General features: G+C 58.4%; 17 protein-coding genes. 4 read left to right on the top strand and 13 right to left on the bottom strand.

Annotated elements, in window-relative coordinates; all coding sequences use genetic code 11:
* The first annotated feature begins 73 nt into the window (after window positions 1-73).
* Genes AM218_RS03400 through trpS form a run of 3 tightly spaced genes read left to right on the top strand, consistent with a single transcriptional unit; the run spans window position 74 to window position 2,482 of the window.
* Window positions 74-841 carry a queuosine precursor transporter gene (locus AM218_RS03400; RefSeq protein ID WP_054411859.1) on the top strand — a complete coding sequence of 256 codons (768 nt, stop codon included), beginning with the start codon at window positions 74-76 and terminating at the stop codon, window positions 839-841.
* A gap of 33 nt (window positions 842-874) precedes the next feature.
* Complete coding sequence (locus AM218_RS03395) at window positions 875-1,486, top strand: hypothetical protein (protein ID WP_197274010.1); 612 nt, start codon at window positions 875-877, stop codon at window positions 1,484-1,486.
* A gap of 18 nt (window positions 1,487-1,504) precedes the next feature.
* Complete coding sequence (gene trpS, locus AM218_RS03390; RefSeq protein ID WP_054411857.1) at window positions 1,505-2,482, top strand: tryptophan--tRNA ligase; 978 nt, start codon at window positions 1,505-1,507, stop codon at window positions 2,480-2,482.
* 85 nt (window positions 2,483-2,567) lie between these two features.
* Here trpS and AM218_RS03385 read toward each other — a convergent pair whose 3' ends face one another.
* From AM218_RS03385 to AM218_RS03365, 5 genes are all read right to left on the bottom strand, one after another.
* A complete protein-coding gene (locus AM218_RS03385) occupies window positions 2,568-3,353 on the bottom strand; it encodes a hypothetical protein (RefSeq protein ID WP_231717536.1) in 786 nt (261 codons plus the stop codon).
* A gap of 359 nt (window positions 3,354-3,712) precedes the next feature.
* Window positions 3,713-9,736, bottom strand: a complete 6,024-nt coding sequence (locus AM218_RS03380) for a PKD domain-containing protein (protein WP_054411855.1) — start codon at window positions 9,734-9,736, stop codon at window positions 3,713-3,715.
* 449 nt (window positions 9,737-10,185) lie between these two features.
* Entirely contained in the window at window positions 10,186-11,322 is a 1,137-nt protein-coding gene (locus tag AM218_RS03375; RefSeq protein ID WP_054411853.1) for a CaiB/BaiF CoA transferase family protein, read from the bottom strand.
* 25 nt (window positions 11,323-11,347) lie between these two features.
* Window positions 11,348-12,124: a DUF3108 domain-containing protein gene (locus tag AM218_RS03370; RefSeq protein WP_054411851.1), complete on the bottom strand. Its 777-nt coding sequence runs from the start codon at window positions 12,122-12,124 to the stop codon at window positions 11,348-11,350.
* A 137-nt stretch (window positions 12,125-12,261) separates the two neighbouring features.
* Window positions 12,262-13,002: a class I SAM-dependent methyltransferase gene (locus AM218_RS03365; RefSeq protein WP_054415250.1), complete on the bottom strand. Its 741-nt coding sequence runs from the start codon at window positions 13,000-13,002 to the stop codon at window positions 12,262-12,264.
* A gap of 256 nt (window positions 13,003-13,258) precedes the next feature.
* Between AM218_RS03365 and AM218_RS03360 the strand changes: the two genes are divergently transcribed.
* On the top strand, window positions 13,259-14,854 hold the full coding sequence (locus AM218_RS03360) for a DEAD/DEAH box helicase (protein ID WP_071843841.1): 1,596 nt from the start codon (window positions 13,259-13,261) through the stop codon (window positions 14,852-14,854).
* 74 nt (window positions 14,855-14,928) lie between these two features.
* On the opposite strand, the gene AM218_RS03355 is transcribed toward AM218_RS03360, so the two are convergent.
* From AM218_RS03355 to AM218_RS03320, 8 genes are all read right to left on the bottom strand, one after another.
* Window positions 14,929-16,191, bottom strand: coding sequence for a sugar MFS transporter (locus tag AM218_RS03355; protein ID WP_054411846.1), 1,263 nt, complete (start codon window positions 16,189-16,191; stop codon window positions 14,929-14,931).
* A 118-nt stretch (window positions 16,192-16,309) separates the two neighbouring features.
* On the bottom strand, window positions 16,310-17,755 hold the full coding sequence (locus AM218_RS03350) for a T9SS type A sorting domain-containing protein (RefSeq protein ID WP_054411844.1): 1,446 nt from the start codon (window positions 17,753-17,755) through the stop codon (window positions 16,310-16,312).
* A 181-nt stretch (window positions 17,756-17,936) separates the two neighbouring features.
* Entirely contained in the window at window positions 17,937-18,833 is an 897-nt protein-coding gene (locus AM218_RS03345) for a glycoside hydrolase family 16 protein (RefSeq protein WP_054411842.1), read from the bottom strand.
* Between the two features lie 8 nt (window positions 18,834-18,841).
* The gene (locus AM218_RS03340) at window positions 18,842-19,660 is read right to left on the bottom strand and encodes a sugar-binding protein (protein ID WP_054411840.1); all 819 of its coding nucleotides are present in this window, start codon (window positions 19,658-19,660) and stop codon (window positions 18,842-18,844) included.
* Window positions 19,661-19,673: 13 nt separating this feature from the next.
* A complete protein-coding gene (locus AM218_RS03335) occupies window positions 19,674-20,549 on the bottom strand; it encodes a glycoside hydrolase family 16 protein (RefSeq protein ID WP_054411839.1) in 876 nt (291 codons plus the stop codon).
* A 28-nt stretch (window positions 20,550-20,577) separates the two neighbouring features.
* The gene (locus tag AM218_RS03330; RefSeq protein WP_082318044.1) at window positions 20,578-21,849 is read right to left on the bottom strand and encodes a PKD domain-containing protein; all 1,272 of its coding nucleotides are present in this window, start codon (window positions 21,847-21,849) and stop codon (window positions 20,578-20,580) included.
* Window positions 21,850-21,865: 16 nt separating this feature from the next.
* Window positions 21,866-23,359 carry a RagB/SusD family nutrient uptake outer membrane protein gene (locus AM218_RS03325; RefSeq protein WP_071843683.1) on the bottom strand — a complete coding sequence of 498 codons (1,494 nt, stop codon included), beginning with the start codon at window positions 23,357-23,359 and terminating at the stop codon, window positions 21,866-21,868.
* Window positions 23,360-23,419: 60 nt separating this feature from the next.
* On the bottom strand, window positions 23,420-26,557 hold the full coding sequence (locus AM218_RS03320) for a SusC/RagA family TonB-linked outer membrane protein (protein ID WP_054411836.1): 3,138 nt from the start codon (window positions 26,555-26,557) through the stop codon (window positions 23,420-23,422).
* Window positions 26,558-26,595 lie beyond the last annotated feature (38 nt).

Raw genomic sequence — 26,595 nt, 5'->3', positions numbered from 1 at the left:
GCGTGCGGAATCCGGGTAGCGTGTACTCCGATTCCTCGCTCCATGCTGAACGACTCATACCCCCCTATGCACCATGCACCCCGTCTCCTCCTTTGCGCGTAAAAAACAGCAGCTGTATCTGGTTCTGAGCGGCATTTTTGTGGTAAATGCGCTGCTGGCGGAAATCATTGGAGTGAAGATTTTCTCGGCCAATGCCTTGCTGGGCATCCCCGTCGCTATTCCCGGCGACCTGACGGCCGGCGTCCTGATCTGGCCCGCGGTGTTCATCACCACCGATATTATCAATGAATACTTTGGGCGGGAAGGCGTGCTACGCGTCAGCTTTCTGACGGTAGCGCTGATTCTTTATGCCTTCCTGATTATTCTGCTCACCACGCACCTGCCCCCGGCGGCTTTCTGGCTGGATGTGAACAAGGTGGATGCGCAGGGCCGGCCCTTCAACATTAATTTTGCCTACCAGAGCATTTTCCGGCAGGGCCTGGGCATTATCACAGGCTCCATCGTAGCCTTTCTGATTGGTCAGGTACTGGATGCCACCGTATTTCAGGCACTGCGCCGCATTACGGGCAGCCGCATGGTGTGGCTGCGCGCTACGGGCTCCACGCTTATTTCGCAGCTGGTTGATTCGTTTGTGGTGCTGTTTGTGGCATTCTATCTGTTTGGCAACTGGTCTTTTGACCAGGTGCTACGGGTGGCCAACACCAATTACTGGTATAAATTCGCAGCGGCTATTCTGCTTACCCCACTACTCTACGTGGCCCATTTCCTGATTGACCGGTATCTGGGTAAAGAAGAAACCACGGAACTGCAGCAGGAAGCAGTGGCGGATGTTAGCGTGTAAGCTGGTATTATTTAAAGTCTCTTCTGACAAGTCTTGATGCGCATTATTCTATTTCTCGCCTTTATTGGGCTGTTTATACCCCAACTACTATTTGCCCAGTTCAATAACTTTAAGCCGGGCGCTTATATTCTCGACAAAAGCCGTCAGGTGCAGCACACCGCGCAGCTGAAGCTCAAGAACGACAAACTACTGATTGCAAAAGACAAAGACGGGAAAACCAGTAAACTGACCCCGAAGGACATTTACAGCTTCAAAATAGAGCAGCAGCGCTACCGGACTGCCAGTGGTTTTGAAATCAACTCGGGTTTTTCGGGAGAAATTGTTGATGAGGTGTTCGTAGCACTTTTGGATAGCGGGCAGGTTCTGTTGATGCGTTACGAATACACCGTGAAATCCCCAACGAGCATGGGTGCTGGCAGCTTTCCACAAGCAGTGCAGTTATTGCGCGGCGCCAAAAGCTATAGCACCCCAACCGTCATCCGTGGTAATAACTCAGCGAAAGAAAATGCTGCCATCAAATCTATGCTCGGGGCATATGTTACTGCGCGGCCGGATCTAACCAAACTTCTTACCGAAGGCAAAATATGGCATGGCAACCTGCAGGCCTTCGTTCACGCCCTGAACACGGGGCAACCCTTTAAATAGACGTCTTTACAACTTTCTATGTCCCGCATTCTTACCGGCATTCAAAGCACTGGCCGCCCGCACCTGGGCAATCTGCTGGGTGCCATTCTTCCGGCCATTGAGCTGTCGAAAAACACCGCCAATGACTCCCTGTACTTCATTGCTGACCTGCACTCGCTCACCACGGTGCGCGATGCGGAAACGCTGCGGCAAAACACCTACGCGGTAGCGGCCGCATGGCTGGCCTGTGGCTTCAATACGGAGAAGAACCTGTTCTACCGCCAGTCGGATGTGCCGCAGGTAACGGAGCTGACGTGGTACCTCTCCTGCTTCACGCCCTTCCCCATGCTGGCCAACGCGCACTCATTCAAGGACAAAAGCGACCGGCTCTCCGATGTGAATGCGGGCCTGTTTACGTACCCCGTGCTCATGGCCGCCGATATTCTGCTGTATGATGCCGAGTTTGTGCCCGTGGGCAAAGACCAGATTCAGCACCTGGAAATAGCCCGCGACATTGCCTCGGCCTTCAACAACCGCTACGGCGAAACCTTCGTGCTGCCTCAGGCCCGCGTAGATGAGCAGCTTATGACCATTCCGGGCCTCGACGGAGCGAAAATGAGCAAGAGCTACGGCAACATCATCGACATATTCGCCGAAGAAAAAGCCCTGCTCAAAACCGTGCGCAGCATTGTATCGGACAGCACCCCGCTGGAAGCACCCAAAAACCCCGATACCGATACCACCTTCAAGCTGTACTCCCTGCTGGCCACGCCCGCCGAAACGGAGGACATGCGCCAGCGCTACCTGGCCGGCGGCTACGGCTATGGCCACGCCAAACAAGCCCTGTTTGAAGTGATTATGCGCCGCTTTGCCACCGAGCGGGAGCAGTTCAACTTCTACATGAACAACCTGCCCGAGGTAGATGCCCGCCTGGCGGAAGGCGCCCGCAAGGCCCAGGCCTATGGCTCCGAAGTACTCAATAAGGTGCGCGAGAAAGTAGGCTATCTGCGCCGCTAAGTCCGTTTCCGACTATGGTACTCAACCAAAAAGGCTTTCCGTATTGGAAAGCCTTTTTGGTTGGTGGGTTTCGGCTGATAAGTCACTAGTAAATCAGGCCATCTACGCCGGGGCGCTGCTGGTGCGAGAAGCTGAAGCCTACTTTGCTGCCGCGGCTTACCTGCTGATTTTCTATTTTTTGCTTGACGGTAATCTTCTGGATTTCCGGCAGCGGCGGGGCAATCAGGTCGTTGTTGACGGCGGCAATCATGGCGCTTTCCACAAACAGCTTCATGGCGTCGGAAGTCACCAAGTTATCGGACATATCCAGATCGGGCATTTCCAGCTGCTGCACGCCTTCCAGGAAGTAGTGACTATCAATGTTGATGAGCAGGCGGCCTACCAGGTAGCCGGGGTCGTTCATGCGTTGGTATTTAATGCTGTCGGCCATGAAGTTATAGGCCATAATATGCCCGAAGAAGCGACGGCGGAAATCTGCCTCCACGTAGTCGGTGCGCATAGGGCCATAGTCATCGGGGAAGGTGACAATATTGGAGTGCAGCACAAAAATGAGCAGGTCGCCGGAAAACCGGATGTGAAACTCCATTTCATTGACGGGCACATACTCAATGGCCACGCTGGCGTCTACGGGCGTGAGCTTGCCGCTCAGCTCCACCACCAGCTCCCGCGAAACCTTGCGCAGCAGATCAAAGGCGGCCAGAGTATTGCGGTAAATAGCCTGCTTGGCGGTGGATTTTTGCCGCAGCCCTTCAAAAATCAGCTCTAAACGCTCGTTTACGGCCTCCGGGGTAATGGAATCTATATGGTGGAGGGCTTCCGACTTGCCACTGGTATCAGCATCATTCCTGGGGACCAGTTGCTTGGCTTTCACCCGCGCTTTGGGTGTGGGGGCAGCGGCTCCCGAATCTACAGGCGGATTTTCGATCAGCGCCTCGGGGGGGGCTTTTTAGAAGTGCGTTTGGCCATGCGTGCAACGTAGGTGGGCAGGCAATGAGAAGAGCCTGCGAGGGTGAGAATTATCCTACGCGAGGAAATGGCGCAGGTTAAAGCCCACTATGTACGAAAAACCGGCCGACTATGGCCAGTCAGGAGTTTGTAACGGCGCGGGGCCCTCCTTCCCCACGGCCAAATACTTACTTTATCTGCCTGAAAAATAAGCCCGAACCGCCTTTCCTGGGTAGGCTAGGCAATCCGGGCTTTCGTTATGAGGCACAGAATATTAGGCGGGCCTTACTGCCGCAAAAGCTTCAGCTGGGTTTTCAGCTTCCGCCCACTTTCCAGTTGCAGATAGTACATGCCCACGGCCGGCATTTCATGCGAGAAGTTCAGGAAAAGGGTGGCCGTAGGCGCGGCCAGCAGCAGGCGGCCGGTGGCAATGCGGGCGCCCAACGGCGAAAGCAGCGTGTAAGTAACTTCTCCCTGCAGGGGCTCGGTCAGCCCTATATTGAACCGGCCATCGGCGGAAGGGTTAGGATACACGCTTATACCAGCGGCCGAAGGAGCAGTGGCCGCTTTGGTAGTTAGGCTGGCCACCGTTCTGGCCGCCACCGTGGCAGCTACCCCGGTAAGGGAAAGATTAAAGGAAATATCGGAGCTGCTGACGTTCTCCTGGTGTATTTCTGCCGCTACTACGTTGGTTCCCGACACAAATAGCGAAGTCGGAATAGTGAAGGAGATGGGCGTTGCACCATCATCAGTGGCCACCGCGGCCAGGGAAGCATTTGAAATTCTGCCCGGCGGCATGTTGTTGCGGTATACCTCCGTGCCATTGACGTACACTATCACGCCATCATCCCGCTTTATGCTGGCGCTATAGGAGCTGTAGGCCCCGGCGTTGGCAATACTGATGCTTTTGCGGAAATAGGTGGTGATGTACTTATTGTTGGCATTAGGCCCATAGCTCACCACGGTGGCTTCGTCCCCGTCGCCATAGCCCAGCTCCGAGGGGCCGCTTTTCCAGTTGGCATCGTTAAAGCTTTTCGATTTCCATTTGTTGCCCTGGTTGGTGCCATTGTCGAGGTACTTCCAGGAGGCCCCAAAGGCAATCAGCGAACTGCTGACCGGCTCCTCGTTCACCGTAACGGTCACTTCATCGGGGGTACTACTGCTCCCCTCATTATCGGTAGCGGTCAGGCTGAAGACATAGGTGCCAGCTACCAGGTTACTCACCGTTGGGGCGGCCTCAGTGCTACTGCTGAATGTAGCCGTGTTCGGGCCACTGGTCTGGCTCCACGCGTAAGCGGCTACACTGCCATCCGCATCAGAGGCAGAACCCTCCAGCGTGGCACTGCTGGTTGGCAGGGTAATGGTCTTATCCGCGCCGGCATTGGCCACCGGGGGCTGGTTACTTGCCTGGGCGTTAACGGTTATGCTTACCTCATCGGCAGGGCTGGCGAGGCCTCCATTGTCCGTTACCACCAGGCTGAATAAGTAGCTGCCCGCAATCAGCCCACTGACTGTGGGCCCTGCTGCCGACGTGCTGGAGAAGGTAGCCGTGTTGGGCCCGCTCACTTGCGTCCACGCATAAGCAGCAATGCTCCCATCGGTATCTGTGCCGGAGCCATCCAGGCTTAAACTGTTCTCGGGGAGCGTAATACTCTTATCGGAGCCCGCATGCGCTACCGGCGCCTGGTTCACTACTTCGGCATTTACGGTTACGGAAACCTCATCGGCGGGGCTGATGCCGCCTTTATCATCGGTAGCCGTCAAGCTGAACACGTAGCTACCCGCCACCAATCCATCGACGGTAGGTGACGCCACCGTGTGGCTGCTAAACGTAGCGGTACTCGGGCCGCTGACCTGCGACCAGCTATGGGCAGTAATGCTACCGTCGGCATCGGAGGCGGAACCGTCCAGGTTTACGCTACTGGTGGGCAGCGTTATGCTCTTATCTGCGCCGGCATTAGCCACGGGCAGCTGGTTGGTGGTGCCGCCGCCAGAGCCGGTGCCGGTCAGGGAGAAATCAAAGGACAGGTCGGAGCTGACCACATCATTCTGGTGCATCTCCACGGCAATGACGTTGGTGCCCGTCACAAAAGCCGACACGGGGATGCTGAACGCCTGCGCCGTGGCCCCGTCGTCGGGCGCCTGCGTCTGGGCCAGCGTGGTGTAGCTTACCGTACCGGCCGGCAGGTTATTGCGGTATACTTCGGTGCCGTTGATGTAGACGACGACGCCATCATCCCGCTTAATGCTGGCGGAGAAGGCAGTATAGGTACTGATATCGGCTAAGGTAATGGCGCGGCGGAAATACGTAGTGACGTATTTATTGCTGGCATTCGGGCCGTAGCTGACCACGGTGGCCTCGTCCCCGTCGCCGTAGCCGAGCTGGCCCGGTCCGCTTTTCCAGCTGGCATCATCATAGCTGCTGCCGCGCCAGTTGGTACCCTGGTTGGTCCCATTATCCAGGTACTTCCACGTAGCACCAAAGGCTACCAGGCTACCCGTAGCGGTAGCTCCGTTTACGGTTACCGTCACCTGATCTGCCGGACTGACGCCACCTTTATCATCGGTGGCCGTCAAGCTGAACACGTAGCTACCCGCTACCAAGCCGCTGACGGTAGGTGCCGCGACGGTTTTGCTGCTAAACGTGGCCGTGTTGGGGCCGCTGACCTGGCTCCAGCTATAGGAGGCAATACTGCCATCGGAGTCCGTGGCCGAGCCGTCCAGCACGACGCCACTGGTGGGCAGGGTAATACTCTTATCCGCGCCGGCATTGGCCACCGGTAGCTGATTGGTGCTGCCGCCGCCAGATCCGGTACCAGTCAGGGAAAAATCAAAGGATAGGTCGGAGCTGACCACGTCATTCTGGTGCATCTCCACGGCAATGACGTTCGTACCCGTCACAAAAGCCGACACGGGGATACTGAACGTCTGCGCCGTAGCCCCATCGTCACTGGCTGGCCCCGGAGCCAGAGTGGTGTAGGTGATGGTTCCTGTTGGTAAGTTGCTACGGTACACTTCCGTGCCGTTGACGTAGACGACCACGCCATCATCCCGCTTGACGCTGGCCGAGAAGGCAGTGTAAGTGCTGATATCGGCTAGGTTAATGGTTTTGCGGAAATACGTGGTGACGTATTTATTGCTGGCATTGGGGCCATAGCTCACTACGGTGGCTTCATCCCCGTCACCGTAGCCGAGCTGGCTGGGCCCACTTTTCCAGCTGGCATCATCATAGCTGCTGCCGCGCCAGCTGGTACCCTGATTGCTCCCATTATCCAGGTACTTCCACGTGGCCCCAAATGCCACCAACGTATTGTTTGTAGAGGAACTGCTATTCACCGTCACGGTCACCTGATCTGCCGGGCTCATGCCACCTTTGTCATCGGTGGCCGTCAAGCTGAACACATAACTACCCGCTACCAAGCCGCTGACGGTAGGCGTGGCCACCGTTTTGCTGGAGAAAGTAGCCGTATTCGGGCCGCTGACTTGACTCCAGCTGTAAGACGCAATGCTGCCATCCGCATCCGTGGCGGAGCCGTCCAGGCTTACACTACTGGTGGGCAGGGTAATACTCTTATCCGCGCCGGCATTGGCCACCGGTAGCTGATTGGTGCTGCCGCCCGAGCTAAGCCCGGTCAGGGAGAAATCAAAGGACATATCCGAGCTGACCGGGTCGGACTGATGGATTTCCACGGCAATGACGTTGTTGCCCGAGACAAAGGCCGAGGACGGGATGGTGAAGGTCTGGGCCGTGGCTCCGTCGTCGGTGGCCCCGGCCGCGCGGGTGGTGTAGGTGATGGCGCCGGTAGGCAGGTTGCTGCGGTATACTTCTGTGCCATTGACGTACACTATGGCCCCATCATCCCGCTTGAGGTTGCCGGTGAAGGAGGTATAAGCGCCGGCATTGCTAATACTGAGGCTTTTGCGGAAATACGTGGTGATATACTTATTGCTGGCATTAGAGCCGTAGCTAACTACGGTGGCTTCGTCGCCGTCGCCGTAGCCGAGCTGGCCCGGTCCGCTTTTCCAGCTGGCATCATCATAGCTGCTGCCTCGCCAGTTGCTGCCCTGGTCCGAGCCATTGTCCAGGTATTTCCACGTGGCCCCATACGCCACCAGCGTGTTGTTGGTAGCGGAACCGCAATCCGGATTCAGCCGCACTTCCTTCCTGGTAGACAGGCCGGCAGCATCGGTTACGGTCAGCTCGATGCGGTAGTAGTATTCTTCATCTACACAACCCAGCGGCTCTACGGTTGTGGTGGTTTCGCGGGCCGTATCAATGGGCTCGGGGTGCTCGTGCGTGGCATGGTGCAGGAAGGTTTGCCACTGATAGTAGAGCTTACTGCTGCTGTGCTCGGCATCCGTTACGGAAGCGCGCAGCTGGTAGGTAGTGTTGCCGGCAAGCGAATACAGGGTTCCGTCGGGGGGGCTGGTAATGGTGACCTGCGGCGGGGTGTTATTAGGCGAAATGGTTAAGGCTGCCTGTGCCGTGTTGCCCTGAGAATCGGTGACCTTGAGCGTTACGCTGAACTTGGCCGGGGCACTGCTGGGGGCCGTAAACGTATGGCTGGGGTTGGCCTGGGTACTGGTTGTACCATCCCCGAACGTCCACAGATAAGAAAGCGGTTGGCCTTCCGGGTCCGAAGAGTTACTGCCGGTAAACTGCACGGCCAGCGGACTGGGCCCGTAGGTTTTATCGGAAGAAGCTACGGCCACCGGCGGCAGGTTGGCGCCGTTGTAGGTAATCTTCCGGATTTCGGAAGGATAGAAATTCACGTAGTACAGCCCCTTCTCCGCCGGGCTGGTGGCCATGTACACCACCACACAGTTGCTGTTGACGAAGTTGCCCACGGCGCTGGGCTTGTTGGCGGCATCTACCGTCATGTTGCGCATCCAGCCACTTACATAGTCGCCAAAGAAATAGCTATTGGCATAGGGCGCCGGGAAGTCGGTATAAGGATAAAAAACGCCCCCTGATACGGACGAGCCCCCAAACTGCGGGCCGGAAACGGGCGAGCCGGACGCCCCGATATTGGCCGTGGTGGCCGTTGACCCGCTGAACGTGCCCGTGCGCGAGGGCCCGGACGCATTGTGGTTCCAGTCTACCAGCGGGCGGGTATGAACGAAGGTGGGAATGGTGGCGGGAATGTTTTGGCTGGTGTTGCAGGGGTTGGGGAAGGTGGCTATACCGGTAGGCGTGGCCTGCTTTATCAGGTCCTGAAAGTAGAAGTACTGCTGCGTGCAGCCGCCGGTATTATACAGGGGGTTGGGAGCATCGGTGTTACTTATCTTGTTGTTCATGAAGGGGTCGTGCACCGTCAGGCCCTCATACAGCGGCCAGCCCAGGTTGGTGCGGGGCTTGTCTACCACGCTCACCTCTTCCCAGGTCATGTAGCCCACGTCGCCCACATACAGGGTGCCGGGGTTGGCATCGGCGGGGTTGGTACTGCCGGTGCCGGGGCGCAGGCTCATCCGGAATGGGTTGCGCATGCCCAGGGCCCATACTTTAGAGCGTGGGGCATTGGGGTCGTTGGCATCGTAATAAGGGTTGCTGGGGATGCCGGCGCCGGTTTCCGGATCAATGCGCAGAATTTTCCCACTCAGGCAGTCTACCATCTGGGCCCGGAAAGAGCCAATGTTCTCCTTCTGCCGCATGGTGCCATCGGCCAGGGACTGGGTATAGTAGGTGTTGGAGCCGCTGCCGAAGTCCGTGGTGGAGCCGCTGGCCCCGTCCCCGGTTGACACCAGCAGCGTGCCATCGGTACCAAATACCAGGGACCCGGTGACGTGGCCGCGGGCTGTGGAAATCAGCCCGTTTGTTTTGGTAGACCCAATAAGCATTTTGCGGCTGGCGGGGTCTACGGAATAGCCGGAGGCGGTTTTGGTGGCCTTAAAGCGCGTGAGCCGGCCAATGGTAGCACTCAGGTAGTCGTTGGCAGTGGGGTTGTAGCTACTGGTGCCATAGTTGATCAGGTAGTGCCGGTCTACCAGATAAAACACGTAGAAATAGCCGTTGGTATCAAACTGTGGGTGCAGGGCAAAGCCCAGCAGGCCGTGGTCGTTCCAGGCGCCCACTTCCTCCCGGATATCAAGCAGAAGGCTTTTCTGCCCGTTCTCCACCACCCACACTCGGCCGGGCCGCTCCCACACAAACATCTGGCTACCTGACTTATTAAAAGTCAGCCCCACGGCCTCATCCCAGCCGGTGGAAAGCGTGGTTGAGGTAAAGCCGCTAACCGGCGCCTGGGCCAGCAGCGGCTGCCAATAGGTAAGCGCCAGAAAAAGGAAAAGAAGCGAGAAACGGTTTTTCATTATCGGTGCTGATAGGAATAGGAACCACGTTATCATCTTCACTCTACCAACCGGTACATGCACTGATGCCCGGGGTACGCTGCCGGCTATTACTCCCTGCCAGCCTCCTGCTGCCCGCCTTCTCCTTTCGAAAAAAGAGCCGTTTTACTGATGTTGAGAATTGTGAAGTATCTGTTTTCCCGGTGGATTTAGTGTTCGTGTACACGCAGGGGCGGCTTTCCCGCTCCCGGCCGGGTAAGTGCTTCAGACATTAATTGCCACTATTGGGCAAATCTGAAGCCGTACCCCGTGGGCCAATTTAATATGTATTATTTTAATATAAAATATAATAATTTAAAAGTCAATTGTCCAGTTCAAAGAATTCCTAGGACATAAGCTTCCACCAGCTCTTCTGCAGAGCCGGATTTCAGCTAAAAACCTGATAAGGAATAGAGAAGCCGTATTCCAGGCTACTCAGCCATACCCAGGTGGGGCGGCGCAGACAGTGCCGGGGCCACCGGCCACGCGGGGCTTTGAAAAGCCACTGTGCGCAGCCCCGCATAGGGAAATTCAGCCGTAGCCGGCAGCAGCATACGTTGCGCCGATTCCAGCGCCAGGGCCTCGCCCACGGTGCGCACTGCCCCCGCCGGTACTGCTCGCTTCTCCAGCTCCCGCAGCAGTTCGGCCCCGCTGATAGCTGCTATCCGCTCAAGCAGGCGCTGTTCCAATGCGGCGCGGTGCGCCACGCGGGCGGGGTTGGTGGCAAAGCGGGCATCGATGGCCCATTCCGGGCGCTCCAGTACGGCGCACAGCTCCTGAAACTGCCGGTCGGCACCTACGGCCAGTAGTAGGCGCACTCCATCCTGGGCGGTATACACGGTGCCGTAGGGCACAATGCTAGGGTGGCCCGAGCCCAGCGGCTGCGGGTCCTGCCCGGTTACCAGCCAGGTGGCGGCCTGGTTGGCCAGGGAGGCCAGCGCACTATCCAGCAACGATACCTGAACCAGGGCACCTTCGCCGGTTTTCTCGCGGCGGTACAGGGCCGTCAGCAGGCCTTCTTTCAGCTGATGCGCCGTGAGCAGGTCAATCAAGGCCACGGGCATTTTTTGGGGCGCCTGGCCGGGGCTGGCCGCGTTCAGGTGCATAAAGCCGGTTTCGGCCTGCAGCACGGCATCGTAGCCGGCGCGGTTTACGGCGGGGCCATAACCGGTGATGTGGCCGTAGAGCAGGCGCGGGTTCAGCTGGCGCAGGGTGGCGTAGTCTACGGCCAGCTTTTCGGCGTCGCCGGGCTTGTAGCTGGCCAGCACCACATCGGCACGGGCGGCCAGCTGGTGCACGGCGGCTTTTCCTGCCGGGGTAGTCAGGTTCAAAACCACGGATTGCTTGCCCCAGTTAGCGCAGCTGAAGTAGGCCGACACATCGGTATTCTCATCCTCCGCGCTGGTTTTCCAGGTGCGGGTAACGTCGCCGGCCGGGGCTTCCACTTTCAGCACTTCGGCACCTAATTCGGCAAAAAACTGCCCCACTTGCGGGCCGGCCAGCACTGAGGCCAGTTCCAGAACGAAGAGGCCGTGGAGCGGCAAAGCAGCAGATGGGGCAGCAGACATAGCAGAGAAGCAGTAGAACCAGCCGCTAAATAAGCGGCTTGCGCGGACTCAGCGGTATAGCAGGCGTGCTCAGCTTCACTTTATAGCGCATCACACCATTAAACAGCTCCTCCATTTTGAGTACCTCCCGGGTTTTTACCGATACCCAGAACTGCCCGTAGTTCTGCTCGCTGTAGTTGATTTTCAGCAGCCAGCATTCTTCCTGGCCCCCACCCTGTATGGGTATTTTCTCCTTGCCCACTACCCGGTACACGTACCACTGCGGCGGCGTTTTACTGCCCGGGTGATAGAAGTTGATGACAAACTGCTTGTTGGGCGCGTAGTCCAGCAGCTCCAGGGTTTCCAGGTCCAGCTCCCAGTTGAAGGTAGGCGAGGTGTGCGGCATCGAGAAGCCGGCCTGTTTATTATCGACCACGGAATCAGCGCCAACTACCCTGTCGGGCAGAAAATTGAAGGCATCCAAGCCGGAGCGGCGGGTCTGGGCGCGGTGGTACAGGGGCTGAAAGTTGCGGAGATTGTTCAGGGAATAAATCTGGCGGTTGCTCAGGGTATCACCGGCATACCAGAGCTGGCGCACGGCTATCTGCTGGTTTTTCTCATCAATGGCTATGTCGCGCACCCACACGGCCGAGGTGTTGTACTGGGGCCGCTCGGTGCGCTGCCGGAACACCAGGTATTCCCGGGTGCCGGGCTTCAGGCGGCGCAGCTGTTTAGATGTGAAGGTGCGGATGGTGTCCACGGACTGCGCCATGCCGCACACAGGCAGCGCAGCCAGCAAGAGCAATGAGGCAAGCTTTTTCATAGGTCAGAAAGTTGAATTTCTTCCTCTGACACGTCCTGGCGGGCTCTGGTTGCCTGTAGCGTTTCCCAGTCGATATGAAAGATGCCGCACTCAGCAATAACCTGTTCGTATCCGGTTAAATAAGGTATTGGCTTTACTTACTTTGCCCGGCCCATGCGCAGAAACACCGGAAACCGCACTTCCCGCTCCTCTTCGCCCCAGAGCTGCGTTACTTCCTCAGCAATGAGCAATACGGCATCCGTCTGGTGCTGGCGCTGGTAGTTGGCCACGCTGGACCAGGTGCGCAGGTAGTTCAGGAAATGCGCGGCCGTCCAGTGGCGGGCTTCCGTAAAGCGGGCCGTTTCTACCTTGGCAAATGGGAACGGCAGGCGGGCGTATTCATCGTCGATGTGCCAGCGGTTGGCATCCCAGTAGGCGTGCAGGGTTTCGGCGTAAAATTTTTGAATGATGAGGTCCAGCTCCGGGCTTACTTCCACCAGGCCATAGCCCCACTCGGCAATTACGCCGCCCGGCTTCAGCACGCGCTGCACTTCCTGGTTGAACGCCTCCGGCTCAAACCAATGCACGGCCTGCCCCACGGTTACTAAGTCAAAGCTGTGGGCTGGGAAAGGCGTATGCTCGGCCTGGGCCAGCTGGTAGTTGATGTTAGGCCGCGGCGGAGCCTGCGCCAGCTGGGCCTGGCTTATATCGGTGGCTTCTACCTGGGCAAAGTGCCGGGCCAGTACCACGGCCACCTGGCCGTTGCCGGTGGCGCAGTCCCAGGCGCGGTGGCGGCCGGGCACGCGGGCCAGCAGCCACTCATAAAGCGCCGCGGGGTAGTCGATGCGGAAGTGGGCGTATAGCGCCGCCTGGGTGGAAAACCGGTCGAGTATGGGCATAGCCGTAAAGAAAGAAATAATGGGCGGCTTATGCATTCCTGCGGTTGAGGTTATCCGCGGACTGCCTCGGGTGCCGTGCTCGGCGCCGGCCGGCAATGCAAAATGCCGGACCCGGCTAAAATGCCGTATCTTTACCTCAACACAGCCGTTTTGCTGACCAGGAAACCGAGGTCAGCCATGTATCATTTTAACTCGCTGAACCTTGACGTTTCACGAATTTAACCTCCACGACGACCTGCTGGCCGGCGTGGATGCCATGAACTACCTCCAGGCCACCCCTATTCAGGAGCAGGCCATCCCCAAAATCATCGAAGGGAAAGACCTGATTGCCTGCGCCCAGACGGGCACCGGCAAAACTGCCGCCTACCTCATTCCCCTCCTCGACCGGATTTCGCACGCCAAGCACGGCACTACCTCCACCCTCATTCTGGTGCCCACGCGCGAGCTGGCTACCCAGATTGATGAGCAGGTAACCGGCTTCGGCTACTTTGTAGAAGCCAGCTCCATTGCCATTTATGGCGGTGGCAAAAGCGAGGGCTGGGAGCAGCAGAAGCGTGCCCTCACCTCCGGCGCCGACATCATCATTGCCACCCCCGGCCGCCTCATTGCCCACATGCAAATGGGCTATGTAAAGTTCGAGGACCTCAAGTACCTGGTGCTGGATGAGGCCGACAAGATGATGGACATGGGCTTTTCCGATGATATCCTGAACATTGTGCGCCAGTTGCCCAAGAAGCGGCAGACGCTGCTGTTCTCGGCTACCATGCCCAACAAAATCCGGGACTTCTCCAAGCAGATTCTTAACGAGCCTGAGGAAATCCGCCTGGCCGTATCCAAGCCCGCCGCCGGCATCGACCAGCAGCTGTATATGGCCTTCGACCGCCAGAAAATCTACATTCTGGAGCACATTCTGAAAACCCAGAACGTGCTGAGTATGGTGCTGTTCACCTCGCAGAAAGCGGCCGTGAGCGGCATTGTGCGCTCCATCAACAAGCTGGGCTACGTGGCGCAGGGCATCAGCTCCGACCGCACTCAGGAAGAGCGGGAGCAGATCATGCGCGACTTCAAAAACAAGGCGTTTCCTATTCTGGTAGCTACCGATGTTTTGAGCCGCGGTATTGATATCGACTCGCTGAGCCACGTGGTGAACTACGATATTCCCCGCGCCGCCGAGGATTACGTGCACCGCATTGGCCGCACGGCCCGCGCCGCCACCAAAGGCACGGCCATCACCTTCATTTCCGACCAGGACCAGGACCGGGTGGTGAAGATTGAGAAGCTGATTGAGCGCGAGCTGGAGAAAAAGAACATTACCGAGGAGTTGGGCCTGGGCGAAGCGCCCGAGTTTGACCCCAAGCGTTTTGCCGGCCTGCACGGTAAGATTGGTGGCCGCCCTGAGCGGGGTGGCCGGTCCGGCGGTGGCAGCCGCTCGGGTGGCGGCGGAGGCCGCGACCGGGGCCCGCGTACCGAAGGCAGCGGGGGCCGCGACGTCAACCGCCGCGACGCCCACGACCCCAAAGACCCCAAGCACATAGAGCGCATAGCCAAGGCCAACGCCGCCCTGGCCGCCCTGGATGCCGGCCACGCCCCAGCCCAGCCCTACCAGCGCCCACCGCGTGAGCCGCGCCCCGAGGGGGAAGCCCGTCCGCCCCGCGCGCCGCGGGAACCCCGGCCGGAAGGAGAAGCGAAGGACGGCGTAAGCCAGGCCCGCGCGCCCCGCGCCGAAGGTGACAAAGGCGAAGGCCAGGGTCGGCGTAACCGCGGCGGCCGCAACCGGAACCGTAGCAACCGCCCGGAAGGCTCCGGCGCTGAAGCTCCGCAAACCACACCGGTAGCTCCGAGCGCCGAGTAAGAACCCCAGTAAAAAGAGAAGCCCTCCGCTGCAGCTGCAGCGGAGGGCTTCTCTTTTTACTTTTTATCGAATCTCTACACGGTGCGCACGTGCCCTTTCAGGCCGTACCACAAAATGTAGAGGTAGCAGAGCACCGGCAGAATCAAAGCCATGCGCAGGGTGCTGGCATCGGCCACGGCCCCGAAGAGCATAGGCACCAGAGCACCACCCACAATGGCCACGTTCAGCAGCCCGGAGGCTTCTTCGGTATGGCGGCCCAAACCGGCTACGGCCAGCGTGAAAATAGTGGCGAACATGATGGAGTTCATCAGGCCCACGGCCAGCAGGCTCCACATGGCAATTTCGCCATGCGTGTTCATGGAAATCAGCACCAGCACTACAGCGCCCAGCGCATTGAAGGCCAAGAGACGACCGGGGTTTACTTTATTGAGCAGGTAAGCGCCTAAGAAGCGGCCTACCATAGCTCCTCCCCAGTAATAGGCCACCATAGAACCAGCCGCTTTAGGCGCCAGATTCATTACATCGGGCAGGTGCAGGTAAGAAACAATGTGTGAGCCAATGGCCACTTCGCCGCCTACGTATACAAAGATGCCCACCATACCCAGCACCAGGTGGCGGTAGTGCCATGGCTTGGAACGGGTGGTATCGGTATCAGGAGCATGCTCAATACGTGGTAGCTTCAGCATACCCAGTAACACACTGATAACGATAAGAACCCCACCGATAACTAGGTAAGGCACTTGTACGGCCCTTACATCAATAGCGGCGGCGGAAGCGGCAGTATCCAGATCCGGCAGGTTAGACAGAATCAGGGCCGCGCCCAGCAGCGGAGCCACCGTGGTACCCAGCGAGTTGAACGCCTGCGTGAGCGTGAGGCGGGCCGGGGCCGACTTAGCCGGGCCCAGAATAGCTACGTAGGGGTTGCCGGCTACCTGCAGCAGCACTACGCCCGTGGCCAGCACGAACAGGGCACCCAGAAACAAGCCATAAGAGCGGCTGTCGGCGGCGGGGTAAAACAGGAAGCAACCCAGCGCCGCTACTAGAAAGCCCAGCAGCATGCCGCCTTTATAGCCGATGCGCTGCACCACTTTGCCGGCCGGAATACCCATCACGAAGTAGGCACCAAAAAAGCAGAGGTTAATCAGGTTAGCCTGCGTGTAGCTGAGCTGGAAAATAGCCTTCAGATAGGGAATCAGAATGTCGTTCAGACACGTGATAAAGCCCATCATAAAGAATAATACCGTCAGCGAGGCCAGCGCCGAGGTGTAGCGCGGCTGCTCGCCAGGGGCATCGGCTAAGCCTGGAGGAGAAACAGAGGGTGCGGAGGAAAAGGCCATTCGGAACGGGAAAAAGAAGCAGAAAATGAGTAGAAACAACCAAGGAGTTACAGAAGCCGCCTAACTACTGGCTGGCAGTTTGGCTGAGCTAATGTAACTCCTCTCCTGGTTTTTTCTACTAGTGTTGCACGCTGAAGGGACGGCTAACCGTTTGTCCGGCCATTTCCAGCCTTACCTGGTATAGACCGGGCGCCAGCTGGGCCGTGGGGATATATACTAGGTTGCGGCCGGCAACCCGATGGGCGTGCTGCAGGATGGTGGCTATGCGCCGGCCCTGCAAATCAAAAACGGAAACGGTTACGGCCCCGGCTTTCACGAGCTGAAACTCTAAGTGGCTTTGGGTGTTGGCCGGGTTGGGCCACAGCGGAGCCAATGCCCCTACGGAAGCCCGGGAAGCTTTGGAGCTCTGCACTACCGCGAAGGCAGGCCCCGTCAGGTCGTCGAAATAGTACGTATCGCCATTGTTCGTGCCGGGGGCAATCAGCATCACCAGCATGTCAACGTCGGTGGGCAGAACCGTGGGGTCGTTGGCGCCGGGGTTATATTGGAACGTGAGGGTTTGCCAGGCATTAGCCACAGTGGTTTTGGCATCGAAAGTGCCGCCCAGATTACCATTGGGGTAGCCGGTAGCCGCTTTGGTTTTGTCCTGCAGCACCAGCTGTACCGGAACATCGGCCTTCGGGCTGTAGAATTTCATCGAAATTTTGGAAGTGCCGGCCAGGTAGCTGCTCACGTCGGCAAACCGTTTGGGGCCATTGGGAGCCATGGTAATAACGGCATACTGCGCCCCGGCAGCCCGGGTGTATTTACCCACTTTGGGGCTGTTGTTACCGTTGCCGCTGGCCGGGTTGGCGGCTCCCTGCTCAAAGTCGCCTTCTACGGCGGGGTACAGCACCAGCCGGGTGTCTTCGAAATTATCGTACAGGAAGGGCACTTTGGGGTCAACGGGCGTGCCGTTGGTCAGCTCCGGGCCTTTCAGGTCGTCGAAATAGTAGGTGCTGCCATCCTTATTGCCCAGGTTAATGAGCAGGGCCAGCTGGTCGATGTCCGTGGCCGTCACGCTGGCGTCGCTGCTACCCGGCCCCGGCGTGAAGGTGAACGTGAGGGTTTCCCAGGCATTGGCTACCGTAGTGGTGGCGTTGAAGGTGCCCGCGTAGTTGCCCTGGGGGTACACATAAGGCGTGGCCGCCGCCTTGGCCTTGTTCTGCAGCACCAGCTGCACCGGCACCCCGGCCATCGGGCTATAAAAGCTTAGGCTGATTTTCTTGGTCCCGGTGGTATAGGGCGTTACATCCTGGAGTCGGCGCGAGGCATCGGCCAGTGCAATGCTGATGGTGGCATATTGCTCCGCGGCGGCCCGTTCAAATTTGGCTACCGTAGTGCTGCCATTCACAGTGTTCTTAGCGGGGTTAGCCGCATCCTGCGTCAGCATGCCCTGTACATTGGGATAAGCTACCAGCCGCACCTGCTCAAAATCATCATACAGCGTTTGGGCGGCGGCGGCGTGGCCCAGCAGACCCAGCAGGCCGGTTGTCAGGAGAATTCGCGTAGAAGTTTTCATCATACAAGCGGGTTAAGTGAGTAAATAGATAAACGTTACTAAGTACTAAATTTCCAGCAGGGCCGACCCACTCCCCTTACAAACTGGGCCGGCCCCCGGAACCGTAGCGGCCGTGCCAGGCAGGACCGTAACGAGTACTAAATCAGGAAATAAGCCCAGAAATGGCCTTTTTCCCGCAGAAAAATTAATTGGCTTTCAGCCGATAAAACCGAACATAATCCACCAGCATCCGCTGGGGAAAGGCGGTTTCATCCACCCCCATCTTGCCACCCCAGTCGCCGCCCACGGCCACATTCAGCAGCAAATGGAACGGGTGGTCCCAGGGCCAGGCTTCCCAGCCCGTGTGCTCGTTGGTGCTGGTGAAGTAGGGCTTGTCATCCACGAAAGCCGTGATGGTTTCGGGCGTCCACTCCAGGGCGTACACGTGAAAGGCCGTAGTAGCATCTTCCACCCGAACGGAATCGGTTTTCTGGTTATTGGTGCGGAAGTAGTATTTGTGGCAGTGCGTAGAGGCCTGCACCACGCCGGGGCGGTAGCCTACGTACTCCATAATGTCAATCTCGCCGTTATCGGGCCAGCTTTTGTCGCCGTACTTCCAGTCGTCGGGCAGCATCCAGATGGCGGGCCAGGTGCCGCGCGCAGCGGGCAGCTGGGCACGTATCTCAAAGCGGCCATACGTCTGGCTTCCCCCCTTGCCCGGGCCACCGCGCGACACCAGCCGCGTGGAGGTGTACGGGTTGCCGGGAAAGAGCTGCTCGCGCCGGGCCTCAATAATGAGGTTGCCGTTTTCTACGCGGGCGTTTTCCAGGCGGGCTTTGGTATAGTACTGCAGCTCGTGGTTACCCCAGCCCTTGCCGCCTACATCGTAAGTCCATTTGGTGGAATCAGGCAGGCCGGGCTTGTTGAACTCATCCTGCCAGGCCAGCTCCTTAAAGCTGTAGCGTGGCTTGGCAGAGGTAGCCGCAGCAGAGGCATCGGCGGTGGTTTGCGGGGGGCGGGCCGAGTTGCAGGCCCCCAGCAGGAGGCCGGCAGCCAGTATCGCGGAGCGCGAAAGCCAGTCAGAAAGCGGAGAAGGAGTCATACAATAGCTTATGGCTTAGGCGCTGCCGACTCAACCGGCAGCAGCGTTCCAAAAATGGATGCATCAATCCAGCCCCGGTTTTTATCGGCGCCGGCCACGGGCACACTCCCGAAGAAGTTTTCCCGCTCCACGCTGGCATCGTTGTCGCAATAAGCCAGGGCAAAGCCGATGGGCGTATTGGCGCGGATAGTCTGCGGCTGGTTAGCGGCCGGGTTCTTTTCGTCGTAGGTATCGGGGTACAAAGCCACCGACGTTTCCCAGGTGGTGATGTTGCCGCGCTGGGTGTGGCTGCTTTGCACGTGGTCATCATACAGATGGCCTTTCTGATCGGTACCCATATCTACTACATGGCCATTAAGGGCCACGTGATAGGCCCAGGCATTGTAGTTGTACTGATGGTCGCCGCCGGATTGGTCCGGATCCACAAAAATTTCCAGGCAGTCATCATCCCACCAGGTTACCAGCGGGTCGGGGTGCGTATCACGCACTACGTCATCGGTGATTTCAGCCAGCACATACAGGCGCTCCGGCGTCCAGACCACTTTGTAGCGGCCTGAAAAATCGGTGGGGCTGGTGGCCGCACCTACCCAGCGCTGGTCCAGCGGGCGCCAGGGCGCCGCCGCCCAGCAGGCGTCGGTGGACTGCCCGTCAATGACTGGGGCCTGGGCCGCCAGCGGCGCCCGATACTCCGGGCGGGGCGGCTGCCGAAGCAGCATATAGGCTCCTGTGCCCAACAAAGCTATGGCCAGTAACCAGGCCAGTCGGGTGAAGCCGCCATGCTTTTCCTCTACGCTTGGTCCTTCTCCCAGCCGGTTACGGTCGCTCACTACTTCGGTTGGTTTATTTGTATTGATAAAAACGAACGTAATCCACGGTCATCCGCTGCGGAAACTGCGTGCTGGCATCGGGGTTGCCATCAAAGTTTCCCCCAACAGCCACGTTCAGAATCATGAAGAACGGATTGTTGAACGGGTACGGCGAGGCATCCGAGGGCGTGAAGGTGAAGAACTGCTTGCCATCCAGAAACACCCGAATCTGATCCTGGCTGCGCACTACGCTGTAGATGTGAAAGTCATCAGCATAAGTGCCGGAAGCCAGCACCTGCTCCGGACCAGATTTATAGCGGTGGTCAGAGGGGGTATTGCCAAAGTGCATGGTAGACAGCACCTTGCTGGGCTGACTGCCGCGCAGCTCCATAATGTCAATTTCCCCGCAGGCCGGCCAGCTTACCTGGTCAATATTGGAGCCCATCATCCAGATGGCGGGCCACACGCCTTTGCCTTTCGGCAGCTTGGCGCGCACATCAATGCGGCCGAACGTAAAGCTCTGCTTGCCTTTGGTGATTAGGCGGGCCGAGGTGTACGGGTTGGAGCCGCTTTGTTGCTGTTTGGCTTCAATAACCAGATTACCGCCCGTGAGGAAGGTATTTTCGTTGGAATTGGTGTAGGCCTGCAGCTCGTTGTTACCCCAGCCGCCGCCGCCCAGCTCATACGTCCACTTGGTTTGGTCCAGCGCGCCGGCGTCAAACTCGTCGCTCCACTTCAGCTCCGTGTACTGAGCGTAGTCGCGGGCTTCGGCATTTACCTCGGTGGGTTTGGGCGTGGGCTTAGGAACCACTTTGGCTTTCTCTTCCGTGCAGGCCAGGGTAGTCAGGGCCAGCGAAACGCTGGCCCCAATCCATAGTCCCCGCAGGGTAATATTGAATGGTACTGTCATAGTTAGTTTAGAGAAGATTTGCGGCAGGTTATTTCGCCACCAGCTTCATCTGGAACACCGTACCGCTAGGCTTGCCAGCCCGCAGCACCATATGGGTTTCATCAATGGAGATAATCCGGTAGGTCAGGTCCGGGGCATCGGTTACGCCAATGAAGGTACCGGGCTTGCTGAACTCAAACTGGGCCAGACCGGCGCCGTCGGCAGGGCCGAAGCTGAAGCTGGAAGTGCCGGAACGCGGCGCCTGGCAGGTGTAGTCACCGGCCACGAAGGTTTGATCCTTGGCGTTGTAGGTGAATACGTTGGCATCGGAGAAGGTGTACTCATCATCTGACTGGCAGGTAGGCAGCTCACCGGCTTTCACGCCTGGGAAGTACTGACCGGGGTTGCCCTCGGTGCCTACAATAATGGGGGCATCCACATCATTCTGCAGCAACCAGGTTTTGGAGCTGCCACCGGTCAGGAGCTGCTTCACGCGGTCCAGAGCAGAAAGCTGGGGCATGTAGGTGAGCACCGTGAAGGTGCCGTCCGGGTTTTCGCCCCGCAGCTTCAGCGTGGTAGCAGACGCTTCCAGGATGTCGTAGGTCTTGTTCTTCACGGAATCAGCCACGCCAATAAAGGCACCGTTGCGCTTCAGCACAATCTGCCCGCCGGTGGTGCCGGTTGGGCGGAAAATGAAGTCCGACGTGGTGGTTTTAGCCGTGCCGCAGGCGCCGTTCACGTACGTGCCGTCGCCGGCATTGTAGCTGTAGGTGAAGGTGCTGGTAAACGTCACTTCATCATCTGCCTGGCAATCGGGCAGGCTGCCCGCCGCCGACGATGATAATACCGTGGTGCCGTTGGCCGCCAGCTTGGTAATGGCGCCGGCCTTATTTGTGAGCACCCAGGCGCGGTTGCCGGTGGTGGTGCTGTTGGTGAGGCCCACGAAGGCCGTATTATCGGAAGCAGAAGGAATAACGACGTCTTTCTGCTGCGATACACCCGTACCGCCCCTACCTGCCGTAATCAGCTGCACCTTAAAGGTGCCGGGGCGCTTGTAGGTGTGCGTCACGTTCTGGCCTGAGGCCAGCGGCGAACCGTCGCCGAAGTCCCACTGGTACAGGAAAGCGTCTTTGCTGTTGTTGGTGAAGGTTACCACCGAAGGGTATTCAGTGGTGTTTACCTGGGCCGAAAAATCGGCGGTAGGTACGGGGCCTTCCAGCTTATAGTCTTCCTTTTCGCAGGAAGCCAGCAGCAGAGGAGCCGCCACGAGCAGCGCCAATAGTCGCCGCCCCGTGATATGGTGAAATGTCTGAGTCATCATTTATAGCGAATACGGCTTAGTAGCCGGGGTTTTGAGTAAGGTTAGGATTGGCATCACGCTCGGACTGCGGAATGGGCAGCAGCACGTTGAAGGCTTTTACGCCTTTGGCCTGCAGTGCGGGCAAAGTCAGCAGCTTGCCGGTACGCTTGAGGTCAAACCAACGGTCGTCTTCGAAAGCCAACTCATACCGACGCTCCCGTATCACGGCATCCGTGAAATTGGAGGTGTTGGCGGCCGTCAGGTCGTGGGAAGAAGGCGCATCAATAGCCTCACCGAAAGCGCGGCGGCGCACCATGTTCAGGTACTTGAAGCCATCGGCCGTAGGGCCCACGGCTTCAGCATAAATCAGGTACACTTCGGCCAGGCGCAGAACCGGAATGTTGAGCGGCGAATCCCACACGTTGGTGTTCACCTTGCCTACAAACCATTTCTTCACGTTGAAGCCGAAGGGCGAGCCTACCAGCTGCGCGGGCTGCGCAGCAACGGCACTACCGGCCGGATACGCGTCGCCGGGCTTCCAGATGGTTACGTCGCGGCGCTTGTCGCCATCCTCGTAGCCGTCTACAAACTCTTTCTCCGGAATGTTGAAGCCGTAGCCGCCCTGGGGCACCAGGCCCATACCGCGGGGCCCAAAGAACTCATTGCCTACAAAGCCCAGACCATCGAAGGTATACTCATTCTTACCATTGATGTACTGCACCTCGAAAATGGACTCTTTGCCGTTCTCGTTGGCTACTTTGAAGTTGTCGCCATAGTTGGCCCACAGGCTTTTGCCGCTGCCATTAATGACTTCCAGTGCCCGTTGGGCAGCCGCCGCTTTGTTGCCGCGCGTGATGTGCACTTTAGCCAGCAGGCCGGTGGCGGCCCACTTGGTAGCACGGCCCAGATCAACACCGCTATAGCTCTCCGGCAGGTTGCCGATGGCATCCGTCAGATCCTTTTCAATCTGCGCGTATACCTGCTCAGCCGGGGTGCGTGGAATGGCCACGTCGGCGGGGCTGGTAGGCGGTACGGTTACCAGCGGCACGTCGCCGTAGGCACGCACCAGGTCAAAGTAATACTTGGCCCGCAGGAACTGGGCTTCGCCCAGGCAGCGCTTCCGGATGCCTTCGTTCATGTTGGCAATGCCGGGCACTTTCTGCAGCACTAGGTTGGCGCGCCCAATGCCCACGTAGCAGCCACCCCACAGGCGGGTTGTCAGCGGGTTGCTGGTGGGGATGTTGAAGTTGTCGAGCTGCTGCTGCTCGGCGCCGTCGCCACCGCCCCCACCACCGGTGAAGGAGTTGTCCGACATGATGTCGCCGATACCCCACAGGGCGTAGTTGTACTGGCCACCCCGGCTTAGCTCAGCATACGCGGCATTTACGGCCAGAATGGCGTCGGTTTCTGTTTTGTAAAAGTTTTCGGTGGTTACAGAGTCGCGCGGCGACTCATCCAGGAAGCTCTCGCCGCAGCCTGCCAGCATTCCTGCCAGCAACATCGCGACAAGTACATTTTTGGAAGTATTCATTAGTGTAATTTTTGAGGGGAGTGCGCCTCTTGCCCAGGCAAGCGCGCAGGTGGAAAAGGGTTAGAAACCGATGTTCAGACCGGCCAGCAGCACGCGCGACTGAGGATAGATACCCCGGTCTACGCCGCCCTGTCCCAGTTCCGGGTCGAAGCCCGTGTACTTGGTCAGCGTCAGCAGGTTCTGCGCCGACACGTACACCCGCATTTGCTGGGAAGCCAGGCGGCTGAGTACCGTTTTGGGCAGGTTGTAGCCCAGCGTCAGCGTTTTGATGCGCAGGTAAGAGCCGTCTTCGATGAAGTAGCTGCTTACGCGCAGGTTCTGGTTGGGGTCGCCGGCAATGGCACGCGGCACATCGTTGCTGGTACCGGCACCGGTCCAGCGGCCCAGCACGCGGGTGCTGGAGTTACCGTTGCTATACAGGCCACCTTCCGTGTAGAAACGGTTCAGGTTGTAGATATCATTGCCCTGCGAGCCCTGAATGAACAGGTTTAGATCAAAACCCTTCCAGGTCAGCGTGTTGTTCAGGCCGTAGGTGAAGTCCGGGTTCGGGTTGCCGATGAAGGTACGGTCGGCATCGTTGATAACGCCGTCGTTGTTAATATCCTTGAAGCGGATGTCGCCGGGAGCCGTACCTGTTTGCTGGGTAGCGTGGCTGGTTACTTCTTCTTGGGTCTGGAACAGGCCATCGGCTACGTAGCCGTAGAAGGCGCCGAAGGGCTGGCCTTGGTCGTAGCGCACAATGGGTGAGCCCAGGCGGTTATTGAGGCCATTGAAAGGAACGGCCGTGCCCAGGTTTTCAATGTTGCTCTTGTACGTAGAGAAAATCAGGGAGCTGGTCCAGTTAAAGCCGGATTCGCCGCCAACGTAGTTACGGGTGGTAATAGACACGTCCAGACCCTTGTTCACGGCCGAAATGGCGTTGGTCGGCACTGACTCATAAGTACCGGACACCAGGGAAGGCGGTACGGAGCTGATCAGATTCGGCGACTTGCGGCTGTATACGTCAATGCTGGTCTCCAAGCGGTTACCCCACAAGCCCAGGTCAACGCCCAAGTTGGTCTGCTCGTTGTTTTCCCACTTCAGCTGCGTGTTCTGCTGACGCGTAGGAGCAGCACCGGCCACTACGGTTCCATCGGGACCAAATACATAGGTAATGCCCGAGTTTATACCCGCCAGATAAGCAAACTGACCAGCGTTCAGGGGGTTACCTACCCGGCCCCAGCCTGCGCGCAGCTTCAGGTTGCTGATGGCGCTGATATCTTTCACGAAATTCTCTTCCGAAAGTCTCCAGCCGGCCGAAACGCCGGGGAACCAACCGAATTTCTCACCCAGCGCAAAGGCTGAACTGCCATCGCGGCGCAGGGTGGCCGAGAGCAGATACTTGCCGGCGTAATCGTAGTTAACGCGGCCAAAGTAGCTGGCCAGACGGTTCTGGCTGCTGGTGCCGCCGTTGCCGAGGGCCGCATTAATGGGGCCGTTATTGATTTGCTGCAGATCGTTGTTGAGGTAGCCGGAACGGCCCGCCGACAGCGTGCTGTAGTTGAACTCCTGCGCCGACTGGCCCACCAGCACCGTTACCTGGTGCTTGTCAGCAAACAGCCGATCATAGGTCAGCGTGTTTTCAATCAGGTAGCTGGGGTTGTAGTTGTTGTAGGCCGCAGCACCTGCCACCGAGTAGCGCGGTGAGTTAGCACCGGCAGAAGGCGTGAAGGCGTTGTAGTTGTCGAAAACCAGGTCGGCGCCAATGTTGGTGCGGAAGCGCAGGCCTTTCAGCGGCTCCAGCTCAGCAAAGAACGTAGTAAGGGCGCGGTTGCGCACAAACTTCGACTTGGTAATCAGGGACTGCATCACCGGGTTAGGCTCCACATAGTTGTCGGCCGTGGCCGTGGGCTCATACCAGGAGCCATTCTCGTTGTATACCGGAATGGTAGGCGGGGCCTGCAACACGTTGCTGAGCACGCCAAACTCGCTGCCGCCGGTGTCTACCTGCCGGTCAGTGAGGTGCGTTAAGGACAGGCTGTTGCCTACTTTCAGTACCCGGTTCAGCTGCACATCCCCGTTCACGCGCAGCGTAAACCGGTCGAAGTGGGAGCCGTTCAGCGTACCATCCTGCTTGAAATAGCCCCCCGATACCGAGTAGCGCGCTTTCTCGCTGCCGCCCGAAGCCGACAGGTTGTAGCTCTGAATAGCAGCCTTACGGAATACCTGGTCCTGCCAATCGGTGCCTTCGCCCAGGGCCTGCGGGTTGCGCAGGGCCGGCAGTGTGGCGTCGCCTTTGGCTAGGCGGCTTTCGTTGTTGATGACGGCATACTCTTCGGCGTTCAGCAAATCCAGCTTGCGCCAAACTTCCTGCACCCCACGGTACACGTCCAGGTTTACATTGGAAGTACCGGCCTTACCGCGCTTGGTGGTGATGATTACCACACCGTTGGCGGCCCGCAGACCATAGATAGCCGTGGCCGAAGCATCCTTCAGCACATCAATGCTCTCAATATCATTGGGGTTGATGGCGTTCAGCTGGTTCTCGATGCTGTTGCCGTTGGCGTCGCTGGAAGGCAGCGGATAGCCATCAATTACATACAGCGGCGAGTTATTGCCGGCAGAGGTGATACCACGTACCCGAACCGACGTACCGCCGGCTCCCCCGGGTGCCCCGGAGTTTTGCGTTACCGTAACACCGGCAGCGCGGCCCTGCAAGGCCTGCGTAGGATCAGCTACTGGCTGCGAGGCAATATCTTTTCCGGAAATCGAAGACACGGCACCGGTTACCGAAGTACGCTCCTGCGTACCGTAACCCACTACTACTACTTCGTTCAGCGCCTGGAGGTCTTCTAGAAGCGTCACGTTCAAGCTGGCGTTAGCGCCCGTAATAGGCACCTCCTGGCGCTGATAGCCTACGTAGCTGAAAATAAGGGTGCTGCCTTCCGGCGCCACAATTGTGAAGTTGCCGTTAGAGTTGGTAGAGGTACCACGGGTGGTACCTTTTACCACAATCGTTACGCCGGGCAACCCGTCACCATTTGGCTGGGTTACGCGTCCGGACACGGTCACATCGGCCGCCGATGCCTGCACCAGCGCCGCAGGGCTTAGGCTGGCAGGTAGCGCTGCCTGAGCCGGCACTACCAGGGTGGGCCACCCGCAGGCGGCCACCAGAGCGGCTCGCCGGAGCAGCAGATAAGAAGTAGAGGGTTGGGACATTTACGTGGGATTGGGATTGGTAAGGGAAATCAAAAAAA

Origin of the sequence: Hymenobacter sp. DG25A (assembly GCF_001280305.1) — a bacterium.
Taxonomy (GTDB): Bacteria; Bacteroidota; Bacteroidia; order Cytophagales; family Hymenobacteraceae; genus Hymenobacter.
This window is presented reverse-complemented; position numbering and strand designations above follow the sequence as displayed.